Source organism: Halosimplex yunnanense (assembly GCF_054504345.1).
Genome location: NZ_JBTJEL010000037.1, coordinates 125,724 through 140,828, shown reverse-complemented (window position 1 = coordinate 140,828; position 15,105 = coordinate 125,724). Strand labels below are relative to the sequence as shown.

The 15,105-nt window shown below is 70.1% G+C and carries 15 protein-coding genes; 8 read left to right on the top strand and 7 right to left on the bottom strand.

The window, feature by feature from the left end:
- Positions 1-81: 81 nt before the first annotated feature.
- Entirely contained in the window at positions 82-1,407 is a 1,326-nt protein-coding gene (locus AB2U09_RS19530) for an ATP-binding cassette domain-containing protein (protein WP_459194421.1), read from the bottom strand.
- Entirely contained in the window at positions 1,404-2,504 is a 1,101-nt protein-coding gene (gene btuC / locus AB2U09_RS19525; protein WP_459194420.1) for a vitamin B12 ABC transporter permease BtuC, read from the bottom strand. The genes AB2U09_RS19530 and btuC overlap by 4 nt, the downstream gene beginning before the upstream one ends.
- Positions 2,505-2,566: 62 nt before the next feature.
- Here btuC and AB2U09_RS19520 point away from each other — a divergent pair, with 62 nt between their 5' ends.
- Entirely contained in the window at positions 2,567-3,820 is a 1,254-nt protein-coding gene (locus AB2U09_RS19520) for a PGF-CTERM-anchored ABC transporter substrate-binding protein (RefSeq protein WP_459194419.1), read from the top strand.
- A 57-nt stretch (positions 3,821-3,877) separates the two neighbouring features.
- On the opposite strand, the gene AB2U09_RS19515 is transcribed toward AB2U09_RS19520, so the two are convergent.
- On the bottom strand, positions 3,878-6,559 hold the full coding sequence (locus tag AB2U09_RS19515) for an outer membrane protein assembly factor BamB family protein (protein ID WP_459194418.1): 2,682 nt from the start codon (positions 6,557-6,559) through the stop codon (positions 3,878-3,880).
- A gap of 186 nt (positions 6,560-6,745) precedes the next feature.
- On the opposite strand from AB2U09_RS19515, the gene srp19 reads away from it, so the two are divergent.
- From srp19 to AB2U09_RS19480, 7 genes are all read left to right on the top strand, one after another.
- A complete protein-coding gene (gene srp19 / locus AB2U09_RS19510) occupies positions 6,746-7,024 on the top strand; it encodes a signal recognition particle subunit SRP19 (protein ID WP_459194417.1) in 279 nt (92 codons plus the stop codon).
- 18 nt (positions 7,025-7,042) lie between these two features.
- Positions 7,043-7,270, top strand: a complete 228-nt coding sequence (locus tag AB2U09_RS19505) for an H/ACA ribonucleoprotein complex subunit GAR1 (RefSeq protein ID WP_459194416.1) — start codon at positions 7,043-7,045, stop codon at positions 7,268-7,270.
- Between the two features lie 69 nt (positions 7,271-7,339).
- A complete protein-coding gene (locus AB2U09_RS19500; RefSeq protein WP_459194415.1) occupies positions 7,340-8,245 on the top strand; it encodes a phosphatase PAP2 family protein in 906 nt (301 codons plus the stop codon).
- A 42-nt stretch (positions 8,246-8,287) separates the two neighbouring features.
- On the top strand, positions 8,288-9,424 hold the full coding sequence (locus tag AB2U09_RS19495) for a presenilin family intramembrane aspartyl protease PSH (RefSeq protein ID WP_459194414.1): 1,137 nt from the start codon (positions 8,288-8,290) through the stop codon (positions 9,422-9,424).
- Between the two features lie 112 nt (positions 9,425-9,536).
- Positions 9,537-9,704, top strand: coding sequence for a hypothetical protein (locus AB2U09_RS19490; RefSeq protein WP_459194413.1), 168 nt, complete (start codon positions 9,537-9,539; stop codon positions 9,702-9,704).
- Positions 9,705-9,815: 111 nt separating this feature from the next.
- On the top strand, positions 9,816-10,628 hold the full coding sequence (locus AB2U09_RS19485) for an aldo/keto reductase (protein ID WP_459194412.1): 813 nt from the start codon (positions 9,816-9,818) through the stop codon (positions 10,626-10,628).
- Positions 10,629-10,645: 17 nt separating this feature from the next.
- Positions 10,646-11,539 carry an SDR family oxidoreductase gene (locus AB2U09_RS19480; RefSeq protein WP_459194411.1) on the top strand — a complete coding sequence of 298 codons (894 nt, stop codon included), beginning with the start codon at positions 10,646-10,648 and terminating at the stop codon, positions 11,537-11,539.
- 57 nt (positions 11,540-11,596) lie between these two features.
- On the opposite strand, the gene AB2U09_RS19475 is transcribed toward AB2U09_RS19480, so the two are convergent.
- From AB2U09_RS19475 to thiE, 4 genes are all read right to left on the bottom strand, one after another.
- Positions 11,597-12,556: an oxidoreductase gene (locus AB2U09_RS19475; protein ID WP_459194410.1), complete on the bottom strand. Its 960-nt coding sequence runs from the start codon at positions 12,554-12,556 to the stop codon at positions 11,597-11,599.
- Between the two features lie 83 nt (positions 12,557-12,639).
- Positions 12,640-13,992, bottom strand: a complete 1,353-nt coding sequence (locus tag AB2U09_RS19470) for an MFS transporter (RefSeq protein ID WP_459194409.1) — start codon at positions 13,990-13,992, stop codon at positions 12,640-12,642.
- 103 nt (positions 13,993-14,095) lie between these two features.
- Entirely contained in the window at positions 14,096-14,290 is a 195-nt protein-coding gene (locus tag AB2U09_RS19465; RefSeq protein WP_459194408.1) for a hypothetical protein, read from the bottom strand.
- 29 nt (positions 14,291-14,319) lie between these two features.
- A complete protein-coding gene (gene thiE / locus AB2U09_RS19460) occupies positions 14,320-14,961 on the bottom strand; it encodes a thiamine phosphate synthase (RefSeq protein ID WP_459194407.1) in 642 nt (213 codons plus the stop codon).
- Positions 14,962-15,105: the final 144 nt, after the last annotated feature.

The window sequence follows — 15,105 nt, the reverse complement described above, 5'->3', positions numbered from 1 at the left end:
ATTACGCCCGCCAATAACTGTTGCGTCAGCCGACCAGCGGGCGATCGACACGTATCAGTCGGTACGAGGACGGGAATCCGTCTAGTCGTCCGCCCCCGCGGGCCGGTCGAGGGTCGCCCGGATACCCGCGGCGACGGTGCCCGGCGTGGCCGCGGCATCCGCTTCGACGAGGTGACTGTCCCGGTCCGCCTCGACCGCCCCGGACTCGATGTCGGCCACCGCGGATTCGACCGATTTCGGCGTTCTCCCGTCGGCTACGTCGACCGGGCCGATCACGTCACTCACGGCGCCCGCGTCGATCTCGCCGGTCGTCACGCGGACGACTGGCCCGTAGTCGGCGGCGAGCGTCCGGAGCGGCGGGGCGACCGGCTCGACGACGACGACGGCGTCGGCACCCGACAGCAGGTCGCGCGCGTCGGCCTCGACTGCGGCGTCGAGTGACGCGAATGCGGGGGCCGTCACCGTCTCGACGGCGAGTTCGCCGGCGGTCGCAGCCGCCACGTCACCGTCCGGAACCGGTCCGACCGTGACTGTCGCGCCCGCCGACGCCAGTACGGAGACGGTCCGCGCGGCCGGGGCACCCGTGCCGACGACGTGGACTGTCCGGTCGAGGTCGCCCGGATCCGACAGCGGTGTCACCGCGGGCGTCCCCGTCACCGGATTCGGCAGGACGGCCGCGTCGGTGTCGAAGGCGGTCCCGAGGTGCTCGGCAGTCAGCACTTCCGCTGGCTGCCCGACCGCGAGGAGATCCCCGTCGGCGAGGACCGCTAGCCGGTCGCAAAAGCGGGCCGCCACGTCGAGGTCGTGGATGGCCGCGAGCGCGGCTTTCTCCCCCCCGTCGACGAGGTCGCGGACGAGTTCGAGCGTCCGGACCTGATGGTTCACGTCGAGGCTCGCCGTCGGTTCGTCGAGCAGGAGCGCGGGCGTCTCCTGGGCGAGCGCGCGGGCGAGGACGACCCGCTGGCGCTCGCCGCCGCTGAGCGAGGCGACCGAGCGGTCGCGGAACTGCGCGGTGTCGGTCCGGTCGAGCGCGCGCTCGACGGCCGCCTCGGCGTCACTGTCGCCGCTGAACCGACCGTGATAGGGCGTCCGCCCCATCTCGACGACGTCCTCCACGGTGAACTCGAAGGCGACCGTCGTGTCTTGCGGCACCGTCGCGACCCGGCGACTCGCCGCGCGAGACGACAGCCCCGCCATCCGCTCGCCGTCGACTCGGACCGATCCCGACTCGGGGTCGAGGACGCCGTTGATAGCCTTCAGCAGCGTCGTCTTCCCGGCGCCGTTGGGGCCGACGAGACCGACGAACTCGCCAGCGTCGACCGACAGCGAAACGCCGTCCAGTACCTCTACGTCGCCGTAGGCGACCGAGACGTCGTCGACATCGATCAGGGAGCGGCCGGGCGTCACAGCGAATGCACCTCCCGGGTCCGCAGGAGGTAGAGGAAGAAGGGCGCGCCGAGCGCCGCGGTGACGATCCCGACCGGCATCTCGACGGCGCCGGCGCGGGCGACGGTGTCGGTCGCGACGAGGAAGGCGGCGCCGGCGATGGCGCTGGTCGGGAGCAAGATTCGGTGGTCGGGGCCGACGACGAGGCGCATCATGTGCGGGACGATGAGGCCGACGAATCCGATCGCGCCCGCGACGGCGACCGCCGCGGCCGTGACGACGCTGGAGACCGCCAGCAGGATCCGCTTCGTGCGTTCGACCTCGATTCCGAGCGTCTGGGCGTCCTCCTCGCCGAGCAGCAGGACGTTCAGGTCCCGCGCGTACGCGACGAGAACGGCGAAACAGACCAGCGCCACCGGCGCGGTGACCGACACGTCCGTCCACGCCGCGTTGTGGAGCCGACCCATCAGCCAGTACAGCGCCTGTTCGAGGCTCTCGCCGGCGTGCAGGAGGAGATAGGAGGTGACCGCGCCGAGCAACGCCTGGATCGCGACGCCCGAGAGGAGCAGCGTCGCCACGGGCGTGCGCCCGCCCTCGGTGGCGATGACGTAGACGACGAAGGCGGTGACGACCGCGCCGACGAACGCGGCGGCCTGAATGCTGAAGGGGCCGGAGAACGGGAGTGCGATCGTGGCGACTGCGCCGACCGCGGCGCCGGAGGAGACGCCGATGATCGACGGGTCGGCCATCGGGTTCCGGAAGAATCCCTGCATCACCGTCCCCGCCGAGGCCAGCGCGAACCCGACCGTCGCCCCGAGGACGATCCGCGGCAGGCGGATCCGCCGGACGATGGTCTCGTTCGTCGACTCCAGCGGGAACGAGAAGAGGTAGGTGTAGGAGGGGTCCGGGACGGGCACCGAGAACGTCACCCCGAAGAGGGCGACGGAGCCGGAGGCGACGCGGAGCCCGGTCGGGACCCCGACGGCGTTGAGCGCCGCCTTCGCGACCTCGGGGAGCGGGACCCTGACGGGACCGATGGTCGCGCTCACGAGGACGACGGCCACCAGCAGGGCGGTCAGCCCCGCCGACCACCCGACCGCCCTGGTCCGGACGTTCATGCCCATCAAGTCTGATTGCAGTAGGTAAGTATTTATTGCATAAAGGCACAGCCACAGACGCCATGAGAGACGCGACAGCAGTCGTCGGTGCCGCACTGGTGCTTTTCGCCGCGTTCGGGGCGGTCGCGACCCCGGCGGCGGGCGCCGGTACGGCTGCGAGCACGTCGGATATGAGTGCGAGCGGACTCGCGGACTCCTGCAGTTATCCGATGACGCTCACCGACGCGACGGGCGAGGAGGTAACGATCGAGCAAGACCCCGACCGACTCGTCGCACTCGCGCCGAGCGCGGCCCAGATCCTCTGGGACATCGGCGCGCAGGACGAGGTCGTCGGACTTCCGATAAACGAGTACACCGCCTACCTCGACGGGCGCGAGGGGAAGACCGACGTGGCTACGAACGACAGCACGGTCATCAACGAGGCCGTGGTCGGCGCTGAACCCGACCTCGTGCTCGCGCCGAACGTCGTTTCGAACGAAACCGTCCAGACCCTTCGCGACAGCGGTCTGACGGTCTACCGCTTCGAGGGTGCCGACGACCTCGAAGACGTCTACCAGAAGGTCGAACTCTACGGGCGGCTCACCGGCAACTACGAGGAGGCCGGCCAGGTCAGCGCCGAGATGCAGGGCCAGGTGCAGGCCGTCCGCGACGCGGTGGGCGACGAGGAGAACCCGAGCGTCTACTTCTCTCTCGGGAGCGGCTGGACCGCCGGTGAGGACACCTTCATCGGCCAGCTGATCGAGGCGGCGGGCGGCAACAACATCGCCGCCGGCGAGATCAACACCAGCAACGGCTACGGCCAGCTCAGCGACGAGATCGTCACCCAGAAAGATCCCGAGTGGATCGTCCAGAACGGACAGTTCGGCACGGTCCCGAAGACGGCGGCATTCAACGGATCGACGGCCGTTCAGGAGGGGAACATCGTCCAGGTGAACCGGAACTTCATGTCCCAGAACGGCCCGCGGAACGTCCAGCCGCTGAAGAAGATGGCCCAGTCGTTCCACCCCGATGCCTACGAGAGCATCGACTTCTCGGCCGTCGAGACGCCCCAGCCGGCCACCTGTACGACGCCGACGGCGACGGCCACGGCGACGCCGACCGACGCTGATGCGACCGCGACGGACGGAATGGACGAACCGACGGGGACCGTGACGGCAACGATGATGGACGCCGACGCGACCCCGACCGCGGAGTCCGAGGACGGCGCTGCCTCGCCCGCGCCGGAGACCACGACCAGCGGTGACGGCCCCGGCTTCACGGCCGCGACCGCACTGGTCGCGCTGCTCGCGGGCGCGCTGTTCGCACGCCGACAGTAACCGGCCGAGTCGGCTTTTTCGACGGTACCAAAACGGGACGGACTGGCAGCGACGCGATTACTCTTCGTTGCTGTCGTCGGCGCGGACACGGTGCAGTGCCGCGACGCCGAGCGCACTGAGCGCGCTGACGGCTCCGAAGCCGGGACCGTTCCCGCTCGAAGTCCCCTCGTCGCCGCCGTCCTCACCGGCAGACGGCGAATCGGTCGCCACGCCGCCATCATCACCGTCTGACCCGCTACCGGCGCCGCCAGTAGCGGGCGGATCCGGAGTGACGGTCGGTGTCGCTGTCGGGGTCGGAGTCGGTTCGAGAACCGTCACGGTCCGTTCGACGGTGGCGGTCATCCCCTGACTGTCCGTAACCTCGAGCGTGACGGTGTACTCGCCGGCCTCGTCGTAGCTGAAGTCCGGCGTTTCGCCAGTGGGGCCGAGGCGACCGTTCCCGGCGAGGTCCCAGCGATACTGGTCGATAGTTCCGTCCGGGTCGTCCGAGTCGGACGCGTCGAACGTGACGGATTCCCCGACGAACGGGGTTTCGGGGCTGTGCGTGAACGCCGCCGAGGGTGCGGCCGCCGCCTCGAAGGCGTGCATCCGACCGTCCCCGTCAGCGAGGTAGACTCCGCCGTCGACGACGGCGAACGCCTCGCCGATCTGCTCGTCGACGCTCGTCGACCACATCTCGGAGCCGTCCTCGAACGAGCGGCTGTACAGCGTCCCTTCGGCCGTCCCAACGAGAACCTGCTCGCCGGCGATCACGGCCGGACTGGTGACGGGCTCGGCGAGACTCTCCGACCAGACGGTACTCCCGTCCCGCGTCCGGAGGGCGTATAGCGACACCCTGTCGGCGACGACGACGGTCTCCGCACCGACCGCCGGCTGTGCGAGGAAGCTCCCGTCCAGACTCCGCTCCCAGCGTCGGGATCCGGACACTGCGTCGAATGCGACGAGCGTCTCGTCGCCGGTGACGTAGACCGACCCGCCGGTGACGACCGGGGCGGAGACCAGCGGGTACCCTGACCCGAGGTTCGCGCTCCAGTCGATGTCGCCGGTCGCGGCGTCGAAGCAGAAGACGTCGTCCTCGTCGTCGTCACCGTTCGCCACGTACACGCGCCCGTCCGCGAGCGCAGGGGCACTGTCCTGCAGGGCGCTAGCGAACCGGGTGCGCCACCGCTCGGTCCCGTCACCGGCGTCGACTGCGTAGAGTGACGGCCCCTGCTTCGTGAAGACTGTCCCGTCTCCGACGACGAATCGCGCTGGCTCGCCGTCTTCAACCGCGAAGCGCCACTGTTCGGTCCCGTCGCCGGGCGCCAGCGCGTACACCGTCCCGGCCTCGTCGCCGACGTACACCGTCCCGTCGCCACAGGCCACGTCGACGACCGTCCGCTCTGTCTCGAAGGTCCAGCGCTCCGCGCCCGATGCTCTCGACAGGGAGTACACCCTGTTGTCCTCGCTCCCGACGTACACCGCGTCGCCGGTGACAGCTGGCATCGTCGCGAGTTCACCGCCGGTCGCGTACCGCCACCGGGCGTCGCCGGTGATCGTCTCGACCGCTGTCAGGTGCCCAGTTCCCGACCCGATGTACAGTTCGTCCTCGCCGAACGTCGGGGCTGCCACGACGTCCGCCTCGTGGACCCACTGTTCGGAGCCGTTCTCGACCGACAGCGCGCGTACGGCGCCATCTGCTCCGGTCTTCGGCGGCGTCCCGACGTACACGCTCCCGTCGCCGACCACCGGCCGCATCGGATTCCCCGCCGTCTCGATCGTCCAGCGCTGAGACCCGTCCACGGGCGCCAGCGCCGTGACCGTCCCCCTTCCGACGGCCGGGGGGAGCCCCGCTGCGTACACTCCGTCGGCGTCAGCCGCGAGCCGCGGCGGCTCCCACGGCGCGGACTCGACTGACTGCTCCCACAGCCGGTCGCCGCTCTGCGAACTGAATGCGAACACCGTCCCGCCGTCGCCGCCGGCGTACACCGTCCCGTCCGCACTCGCGGGGGACGGCGGTGAAAACGCGTCACGAGCGATCGGAGCCGACTCCCATCGCTGATCGCCTTCCGGCGTGAGCGCGAACAGCCTGTCCGTCACCACGTAGACGCCGTCGGCGGTCACGAGCGGGGATCCCTGACTGAACGTGTCCTGTTCGAATCGCCACCGTTCCTCCCCGGTATCGGGCGCGAACGCCCGCACTGCCTCACCCGTCTGGACGGCGACCGGACCGTCGGCGACCGCGTCGAGCCCGGACACCGACTGGTTCGAGAACGCTTCGGACCACTGCTGGGTCCCGTCGGACGCCGCCAGTGCGTACACCGTCGCATCCATCCCGACGTACACCGTCTCGCCGACGACGACCGGCGCCGTCGCGGTGTCGTGGGTCGTCTCGAACGCCCACTCGCGCTCGCCGGAGTCGAGCGCGACCGCGTGGAGCGTCCCGTCCTCGGTGGGGACGTACGCTGTCCCGTCGACGACCGCGGGCGACGCGACCGGGATACCGCCGGACTCGAACTCCCACTTGCTCGCGACCGCGTCCGCGGGTGGTTCGACCCCGGGGGCATATCCCGTGTTCCCCGTATCGTACTGGAAGGCCCCCCACCTGCCGGTCGACTGAGTCTTCTCCGTTTCCCCGCCGACTGCGGACCCGCTCGCGAGTCCGCACGCGACCGTGCCACCCGTCCACTTCAGTACACTGCGTCTCGTCACCGGGACGATCTGTCCCGGTCCCTCGCCGTCGAAGCCCGCTATGTCCATACCGGCGACTGTATTTTCAATTCGCGTATAATAGTTGGGGAGGTAGTATCAGTATCTGAAACGCCAGAGGGCGGCGGCGTTCGGGACGTCGAGCGGGGCCAGCCGGCAGCCGGGTCGGTCGGCGGACGGGGCGTCGACCGCCGCGACCGGAAAGACCCTTACGTAGGCGGGTTCTCACCGACGGATATGGTCGAGAACGTCATCTGGCCGGCGGCGCTCGACGCCGCCTGCACGCGGAGCGAGGGGCGTCGGGTATCGACGGATCTCGCGGTCCCGGAGCCGACGGTCGACGAGATCGCACAGGCCGTCCAGCAGGTCGGCTACGACGCCGTCATCGAGCGCGACAAGACGTATCCGCGGGAGTACGAACCCCGCGGTCGCGTCCTCGTCAAGGACGCCGACGACGCGAGCAAGACCGACCTGCTCGGCGCCGTCGCCGCCTACCTCGGCGTCATCCGGGAGTGAGCCCGTGGAGGTCCCACAGTGAAACGAGTCGGCGAGGTCGTCCGGATCGCCCAGCACCTCGCGATCGTCCGCGCGTCCGACGCCGACCACGTCGACATCGGCACGCCGGTCGTCGACGAGAACCTCGACGACCTCGGGAGAGTCGTCGACGTGTTCGGCCCGGTCGACCGCCCATACCTCGCGGTCACGACCGGCGACGACGTGCATCTACCCGCGCTGGTCGGGTCGCCGCTGTACGCGCGGTGAACGCCGGGCGAGGCGGCCTGATTCTGTCGCCCGAGCGTTTACACGGGTCGGTCCCCAACGGGAACCGAGATGCAACTGTTCCCGAACGGCCGCGGTGTCGGCGTCACGGAGGCGCTCCACGCGCTGGCCGAGTGGCCGGTCGTCCTCCTCTTCGGGCTGGTCACCCAGCTCGGCGACGGCTGGTTCCTCTTCGTCCTCGGGGGCACGCTGTTCGTCGCCGGCGAGGAGTTCCCGATCGCGGGGCTCGACCGCCGGCGAGCGCTGTTCGTCTTCGGGCTCGCGCTGACCTACGTCGCCGTCATCGGCGCGCTCAAGACCTTCTTCGGACTCGGCCGGCCGCCGGGTGCCACCGAGTCGCCGCAAGTGGAGGTGTTCCCGGGTCTGATCGACGCGCTGTTCGATAGCGTCACCACCGCCGACGGCCCCGGGTTCCCGAGCGGGCACGCGCTCGGCAGCACGATGGTCTGGGGCGGGCTGGCACTGGTCGTGGAGTGGGGGACGCGTCGCCAGCGGTTCGCCGGCGCGGCCGCGGTGATCGGGATCGTCTCGCTGTCGCGGCTCGTGCTGGGCGTCCACTACCTCGTCGACGTGGTCGTCGGGATCGCGGTGGGCGCGGTCCTGCTCGGGGCGCTCTACCGGTTCGCCGAGGCCGGGACCGATCCGGGGCGCGTCCTGGGCGTCGCAGTCGTGGTCGGCTTCCTCGGGCTGTTCAACGGGATTACCTTCGACAGCGTGGCGGCGATCGGCGGCGCGGTCGGGGGCTGGCTCGTCTGGCGACTGGTCGCCGATTCGACGCCCGCAACGCCGGCGAACCGCAGGGAGGTCGTCGCCGGGTTCGCCGTCCTCGCCGTCGCGGGCGTCCTGTTCAGCGCGGTCGAAGCGATCGAGCCGCCGCTGGTGCTCGCGTTCGTCGGGAGCGCACTCGCCGTCGGCGGCGCCGTCGGCGCACCGCTACTGGGCGAGCGGGCGGTATGAGCACAGCGTAACCCTGAAACGCGTCGTGGGCGAGGTGTGCACATGGACCAGCGGACGCGCGCGTACGTCGCCTCGGGGGCTATCGTCGGCATCTTCCTGCTCGTCCAGCTGGGGGCGCTCGCGCTGGTCGGGCCCTTTCAGGACGCGGGGTATCAGGCGACCGACGACCCGCAGAACCCGACGAACAGCCTGATATACGTGGCTTTCATCCTCGTGATGACCGGCGTCATGCTGGCGATCATCCGCTACGACGTCGACTTCCTCCTGCGCCTGCTGCTCGTCGGTACCGGCGCGTACATCGGCCTGTTCGTCTTCCGCGTCCTCGTCCCGCCGGTCGTGACGGTCCCTGTCGGCAGCTTTGCACTCAACGCCGTCGCGTGGGCCGGTGCCGCCGTGCTCGGCCTCGCGCTGTGGTTCCACCCCGAGTGGTACGTCATCGACGCCGCCGGGATCGTGATGGGCGCCGGCGCGTCGGCGCTGTTCGGGATCAGCTTCGGCGTGCTCCCGGCGCTGCTCCTCCTGACCGTCCTCGCCGTCTACGACGCTATCAGCGTCTACGGTACCGAACACATGCTCATGCTGGCCTCCGGCGTGATGGATCTCAAGGTCCCCATCGTCCTCGTCGTCCCGCTGTCGCTGTCGTACTCGTACCTCGACGGCGACCTGCCCGAGGCCGTCAGCGACGAGGCCGACGGGGACGACGCGACCGTCTCCGGAGGCGACGCGACAACCGCACCCAACGGCGGCGCGAGCGGCGAACGGGTCGCTTCGTCCGAAGACGGCACACCGACCGACTCGGGAGACGACGTTCCGGCCGACTCGGGAGACGACGTTCCGGCCGACTCGGAGGCCGATGACATGGACCTCGACAGAGACGCGCTGTTCATCGGCCTCGGTGACGCCGTCATCCCGACGGTGCTCGTGGCGAGCGCGGCGTTTTTCGCGCCGGCGTCGGTGCCGACGGTCGACCTGCTCGGGATTCCCGCGACACTTCCCGCCCTCACCGCGATGGTCGGGACGATCGCCGGACTGGTCGTGCTGCTGTGGATGGTCCTCAAGGGCCGCGCCCACGCCGGGCTGCCGCTGCTCAACGGCGGGACCATCGCCGGCTACCTCCTCGGCGCGCTCGCCAGCGGGCTGACGCTCGCGCAGGCGACCGGGGTCGCGCCGTACCTCTGATCGGACCGGAGCGCGGCTGTCGTCCGTCCGCTACGATCCCGTATTCAGTGTATTAGGAATGGACGGGTGATTGCACACAGCGCTTTTGTATCGTGTTAGATTTTACCACACCATGAGCAAGTCAGAGAGTTCGCGGCCGAGCAGTCCGGGAATTTCGGGAGGCCGACTGAGTTTCCGCGCCGACGGCGACAGGGGCTGTCCTAACTGCGGCGAGATCGCGCTGGCGTTCGACCCGTCGGCGGAGCGGGCGCGCTGTCGCGCCTGCGGGACGACGGTCTGAGTGGAACGAGTTCGTCGGTGAACCCGTCGACGGAGGGCTGCCCATCAGTCGATAGTCGTCTCGGCTTCCGGATACCGAACAGTGAAACGGCCATCGGCACAACAGCGGTCCATGCCGCTCGATTCGCTGCCGCGACTGGGGCTCGGTACGTATTCGGACGACAACCGCGACCAGTGGCGCGAGAACGTCGCCACGGCGCTCGACGTGGGCTTTCGCCACGTCGACACCGCGCACGTCTACGAGAACGAACAGTACGTCGGCCGGGGGATCCGCGACAGCGACGTCGACCGCGAGGACATCTGGCTCTCGACGAAGACCGTCCACCACGACGTCCCGCCCGAACCCGAGCAAGTACCCGAGGCCATCGACGGCTGTCTCGACCGCCTCGGCGTCGACGCCGTGGACCTGCTCTACGTCCACTGGCCCACTGGCATCTACAGTCACGAGGAGGTCCTCCCGGCGTTCGAGGCCGCCTACGAGGAGGGGAAGGCACGCAACATCGGGCTCTCGAACTTCACGCCCGAGCTGCTCGACGAGGCGCGGGAGTTCCTCGACGTACCGATCTTCGCCCATCAGGTCGAGATGCATCCGCTGCTCCCCCAGGAGGAACTCGTCGAGTATGCCCAGGAACACGACCACCGGCTGGTCGCCTATTCGCCGCTGGGGAAGGGCGCGGCGCTCGAAGCGCCCGAGGTACAGGAAGTCGCCGAGAAGCACGACGCGACGCCGGCGCAGGTCAGCCTCGCGTGGGTGCTCTCCCACGACAACGTCGCGGCCATCCCGAAGGCGAGCAGCCGCGAGCACATGGCGCAGAACCTCGCCGCGGCGGACCTCGAACTGGACGAGGAAGACGTCGAGCTGATCGACTCCATCGACCGCCGCCACCGCGAGATCGACCCCGAGTGGGGTCCCTGGAACTGGTAAGCCGGCGCTGGAGACCGATGACGACCCCGACAGGCCGCGACGACGAGGCGACCGGATCGATACTCGTGACGGGCGCGACCGGCCGGGTCGGCTCGGTCGTCGTCGCGGCGCTCTGCGAACGCGACGCGCCGGTCGTCGCAGCGTCCCGGAGCCCGGACCGCGACGACTGCCAGTTCCCGTCCGGGGCGACGCCGGTCGCGTTCGACTTCGACCACCCGGAGACGTGGGGACGGGCGCTCGACGGCGTCGACCGGCTGTTCCTCGTGCGGCCGCCGACGGCGACGCGCGTCGGCCGGTCAATCCTTCCTTTTCTCGACGCGGCCGAACGGACGGGCGTCGACCACGTGGTCACCCTCTCGGTGCTCGGCGCCGAGAAGAACCCGCTGCTCCCCCACCGGCGGATCGAGAAGCACGTCGAGGCCTCGGCGATGGGCCACACGCACCTGCGGGCCTCGTTTTTCGCACAGAACTTCAGCGAGGTCCACCGCGAGGACGTTCGCGCCGGCCGGCTCGTCGTCCCGGCGGGCGACGGGGAGACGAGTTTCGTGGACGCCCGCGACGTGGGGGAAGTCGGCGCGGTGGCCCTGACCGAGCCCGGACACCGGGACCGGGCGTACGACCTGACCGGCCCCGAGGCGCTGACGTACCACGAGGCGGCCGGGGTCTTCTCGTCGGTACTCGGCCGCGAAGTGACCTACGAGGCCCCGTCGATCCCGGCGTTCCTCCGGCACGAACTGGGGCGTGGCCGCTCGCTCGGGTTCGCGCTGACGATGGCCGGCATATACACGACGGCGCGACTCGGCCTCGCCGGCCGGGTGACCGACGACGTGGAACGGGTGCTCGGCCGACCGCCGCGGGACCTGGAGACGTTCGTGACCGACCACGCAGCCCTGTTCGATCCGGACCGCTGATCGCCGTCTTTCAACGCCGACGGCCGACTGCGCGCCGGTGACGACGCGAGGTGAGGGTCACGCCTCGATCGTCGCCGTGAGCGCGTCGAAGTCGTAGGTCACGTCGGTCAGCACCTCCGAGATCGTCCAGAGGCGCTCCGCGCTCTCGACGTCGTAGGAGGCGTCGCTGGAGCGCTGTGGCTCGGGGTAGCCGCGCATCCCGAACAGTCCACCGGGGCCCACGTACTCGCCGCCGACCACGTCGGGCGCCGTGGCCGCGTAGACCAGCGGGAGCGCACCCATCTCGGCCGACTGGGCGACGACGGCGTTGAGCGCTTCCATGGCGTAGCGTTTGAGCGTCGACCCCTCCTCGGAGGGGCCGCGACCCTGTAACTCGGTCGCGGCGTAGCCGGGGTGGCAGGCCGCCGAGATCGTGTCGTCGATCCCCGCGTCGGTCAGTCGGCGCTGGAGTTCGTAGGCGAAGCAGACGTTGGCGAGTTTCGACTGGGCGTAGGCCTCCCACTTGTCGTAGGCGTGCTCGTGGTTGAGATCGGAGAAGTCGATCTCTCCGGCCTCGTGGACGCCGCTGGACTGGGTGATAACGCGCGTCTCGCCCGGCGTCTCAACGATGCGGTCGATCAGGTGCCCGGTCAGTGCGAAGTGGCCGAGGTGGTTGACGCCGAACTGCGTCTCGAAGCCGTCGTCGGTCTCAGCGCGCGGGATGGCCATCACCCCGGCGTTGTTGCAGAGGACGTGCAGTTCGTCGTAGTCGGCGAGCAGGCCGTCGGCGAACGACTCGATCGATTCGAGGTCAGCGAGATCGCACTCGCGGACGTCGAGGTCGGCGCCGCGGACCTCCCCGCGGATCTCGGCGGCGGCGTCCGCGCCGCGGTCGGTACTCCGGCAGGCCATCACGACCGTCGCGCCCTCCCGGGCGAGCAGCCGCGTCGCCTCGTATCCGAGGCCGCTGTTGGCCCCGGTGACGACGACCGTCTTCCCCGTGAGGTCGGGAACGTCGGCGGCAGTCCACGTGCTCATACCGGCCATTCAGCCGCCTGCTACTCAAACTCGTCGCTGGACTGATGGGACGACGGGGGGAGTATCAGTGAGGGCCGGGGCGGTCAGTCGACGGGCTCGACGGCCTCGCCGACCGACGTCTCGGCGACGGTGACCGTCGCCAGAAGTGCCACGATGCCGACCGTCAGTGCGGCGCCGAGGACGAACGGCGACCAGTAGACCACGACCGCGTACAGCCCGGTCATGATCGGCGGGCCGACGGTCCGACCGAGGCTTCCCGCGCCCTGCGTGACGCCGAAGGCGCTCCCCTGGCGCTCGGCGCTGGCCGCGAGCGAGACCAGCGTCGTCAGCGCGACGGTCAACAGGCTGTTGCCCAGCGACAGCACCGTCAGTGCGCCCAGCAGCGCGATCACCCGGGAACCGAACCCGAACACGGCGGTGTCGCCGAGGAGCGCGCGTCCGATCTCCGGCGAGAAGGGGAACGAGGCGAGCGCGACGACCAGCAGGAGCGCGCCGGCGATAGCGAGCCGGCGGGCGGGTACGCGGCGGGCCAACCGCCCGACGAGAACGCCCTGGTTGAACACGGCGAGCGCGCCGACGTAGGTGAGCAGCAGACCCGCCTGGGAGGCGTCGTACCCGTACACGTCGGCGACGTAGGGGATGAAGGCGACCTGCACGCCCGAGAACGCGACCGACGCGACGAGGAACGCCGCGACGAGCGGCCGCATGGTCGCGTCCCGGAAGGCGTCGACGAACTGGCCGATCACGCGCGGTCGACGGGCCGGCCCCGCGTGGCGGTCGGGTTCGGGCAGGAACGCCCACGTCGCGGCGAACGCGACGAGGCTCAACAGGGCCGCGCCGAAGCTCGGCAGCGAGAAGCGCGTCGCCGGCAGGAATTCCGGGAAGACCGCGTCGGCACCGGCGACGACGGCGTCGCTTGCCAGTATCGATCCCAGCGCGGGGCCGAAGACGAACCCGAGGCCGAAGGCGGCGCCGACGAGCCCCAGCGCGCCGGCGCGGCGGTCGGCGGGCGTCACGTCCGCGATGTAGGCCTGTGCGGTGGCGATGTTGCCGCCCATCGCGCCGGCGAGCATCCGCGCGAGAAAGAGCGTCGCCAGCCCGGCGGTCGTGCCGACGGCCGCCCCGACTTCGCCGCCGAGGCCGAACACCGTCCACGCCACCGCGTTGGCCGCCAGCGAGATCATGAGCACGGGGCGGCGGCCGCGGCTGTCGGAGAGCTGGCCGAGCAGCGGCGCGAAGACGAACTGCAGCAGTGAGTACGACGCCGCGAGCAGTCCGTAGACGACGTCGCTCGCGCCGAAATCGCGCACGTAGAAGGGGAGGATCGGGATGACGACGCCGAAGCCGAGCAGGTCGATGAAGACGATGGCGAGCACGGCGAACAGCGCCCGGCGGCGTCCGATTGCCGGCCGGACGACGGCGCGAGGGTCCTGCACGCGCCTCCGTAAGGAGTGGCCGGCCGAATAGCTAGGGGGACTCCGCGACGGTTACCGCTCGCGTCGCTCCCCGTTCGTTTGCCGATTACCGCTCGTTCGCCAGTTACTGTTCGCGTCGCTCGTCGAACTCGAAGGCGAACCAGCCGTCCTTGCAGGTGATCCCGCCCTGCTGAACGCGGCCGGCCGAATCGAGGTCGACGCGATAGCCGTGCAGGGTCGCCTCGCCCGCCCGCAGCTGGCTCGCGATCGATTCGAGGTCGGCGGCGAGTCGCTCCTCGCGACTGCGTCGGTCGCCCATGTCGGAACGTGGGTCGCCGCGGGGAAAATTTAGTCCTCGCGCGCGCCCGCGACGACCTCGCCGAGTCGGCGCGTGGCGGCCTCGGGGTCGTCGGCCCGCGTGATCTCAGTGACGACCGCGACGCCGTCGGCACCGGCCTCGATCACCGGTGCAGCGTTGTCGGCGGTGACGCCGCCGATCCCGACGACGGGGATGTCGACCGCCTCGGCGATGGCTTCGACGCGTTCGGGACCGATCCCGTACTCGTCGTCGTCGATGTCGTCCTTGGAACCGGTCTCGTAGACGGCGCCGACGCCGAGGTAGTCGGCCCCCGCTTCCTCGGCGCGGCGGGCGTCCTCGACGAACGAGACCGAGCGGCCGACGACGGCCTCTGGCCCCAGTTGCTCGCGCGCGACCGAGATCGGCAGGTCGTCGTCGCCGAGGTGGACTCCGTCGGCGTCGACCGCGCGCGCGAGGTCCACCCGGTCGTTGACGATCAGCGTCACGCCGGCCTCGCGCGTCAGCGAGCGCAGTTCCTGCCCGAGACGGTAGCGCTCCCGCGCGCTCCGGTCTTTCTCCCGCAGTTGCACCACGTCCACGCCCCCGGCGATGGCCGCTTCGACGATTTCGGCCGGTGTTCGGCCCGCCGAGAGGTTCTCCTGCGTGACGAGATAGACGTCCCAGTCGCTCATTGCCGGCCGTCGGCGCCCCCGGGGCAAAAACATGGGTGAAGCAGGGCGCTCGCTAGGGGAATCAACGCACCATTCAGCCGACCGAACGAACGAAATGCGGTGGCGCGCGCTGTCGCGAGTTTCATCTCGCGACAGCATCGTGCG

Bases quoted from the DNA above. Each gene is read 5' to 3' on its own strand.
- AB2U09_RS19485 (WP_459194412.1), top strand. From the start codon at position 9,816: ATGCCGCTCGATTCGCTGCCGCGACTGGGGCTCGGTACGTATTCGGAC.
- AB2U09_RS19480 (WP_459194411.1), top strand. From the start codon at position 10,646: ATGACGACCCCGACAGGCCGCGACGACGAGGCGACCGGATCGATACTC.
- AB2U09_RS19495 (WP_459194414.1), top strand. From the start codon at position 8,288: ATGGACCAGCGGACGCGCGCGTACGTCGCCTCGGGGGCTATCGTCGGC.
- AB2U09_RS19515 (WP_459194418.1), bottom strand. From the start codon at position 6,559: ATGGACATAGCGGGCTTCGACGGCGAGGGACCGGGACAGATCGTCCCG.
- btuC (WP_459194420.1), bottom strand. From the start codon at position 2,504: ATGAACGTCCGGACCAGGGCGGTCGGGTGGTCGGCGGGGCTGACCGCC.
- AB2U09_RS19520 (WP_459194419.1), top strand. From the start codon at position 2,567: ATGAGAGACGCGACAGCAGTCGTCGGTGCCGCACTGGTGCTTTTCGCC.
- AB2U09_RS19490 (WP_459194413.1), top strand. From the start codon at position 9,537: ATGAGCAAGTCAGAGAGTTCGCGGCCGAGCAGTCCGGGAATTTCGGGA.
- AB2U09_RS19500 (WP_459194415.1), top strand. From the start codon at position 7,340: ATGCAACTGTTCCCGAACGGCCGCGGTGTCGGCGTCACGGAGGCGCTC.
- AB2U09_RS19475 (WP_459194410.1), bottom strand. From the start codon at position 12,556: ATGAGCACGTGGACTGCCGCCGACGTTCCCGACCTCACGGGGAAGACG.
- srp19 (WP_459194417.1), top strand. From the start codon at position 6,746: ATGGTCGAGAACGTCATCTGGCCGGCGGCGCTCGACGCCGCCTGCACG.
- AB2U09_RS19465 (WP_459194408.1), bottom strand. From the start codon at position 14,290: ATGGGCGACCGACGCAGTCGCGAGGAGCGACTCGCCGCCGACCTCGAA.
- thiE (WP_459194407.1), bottom strand. From the start codon at position 14,961: ATGAGCGACTGGGACGTCTATCTCGTCACGCAGGAGAACCTCTCGGCG.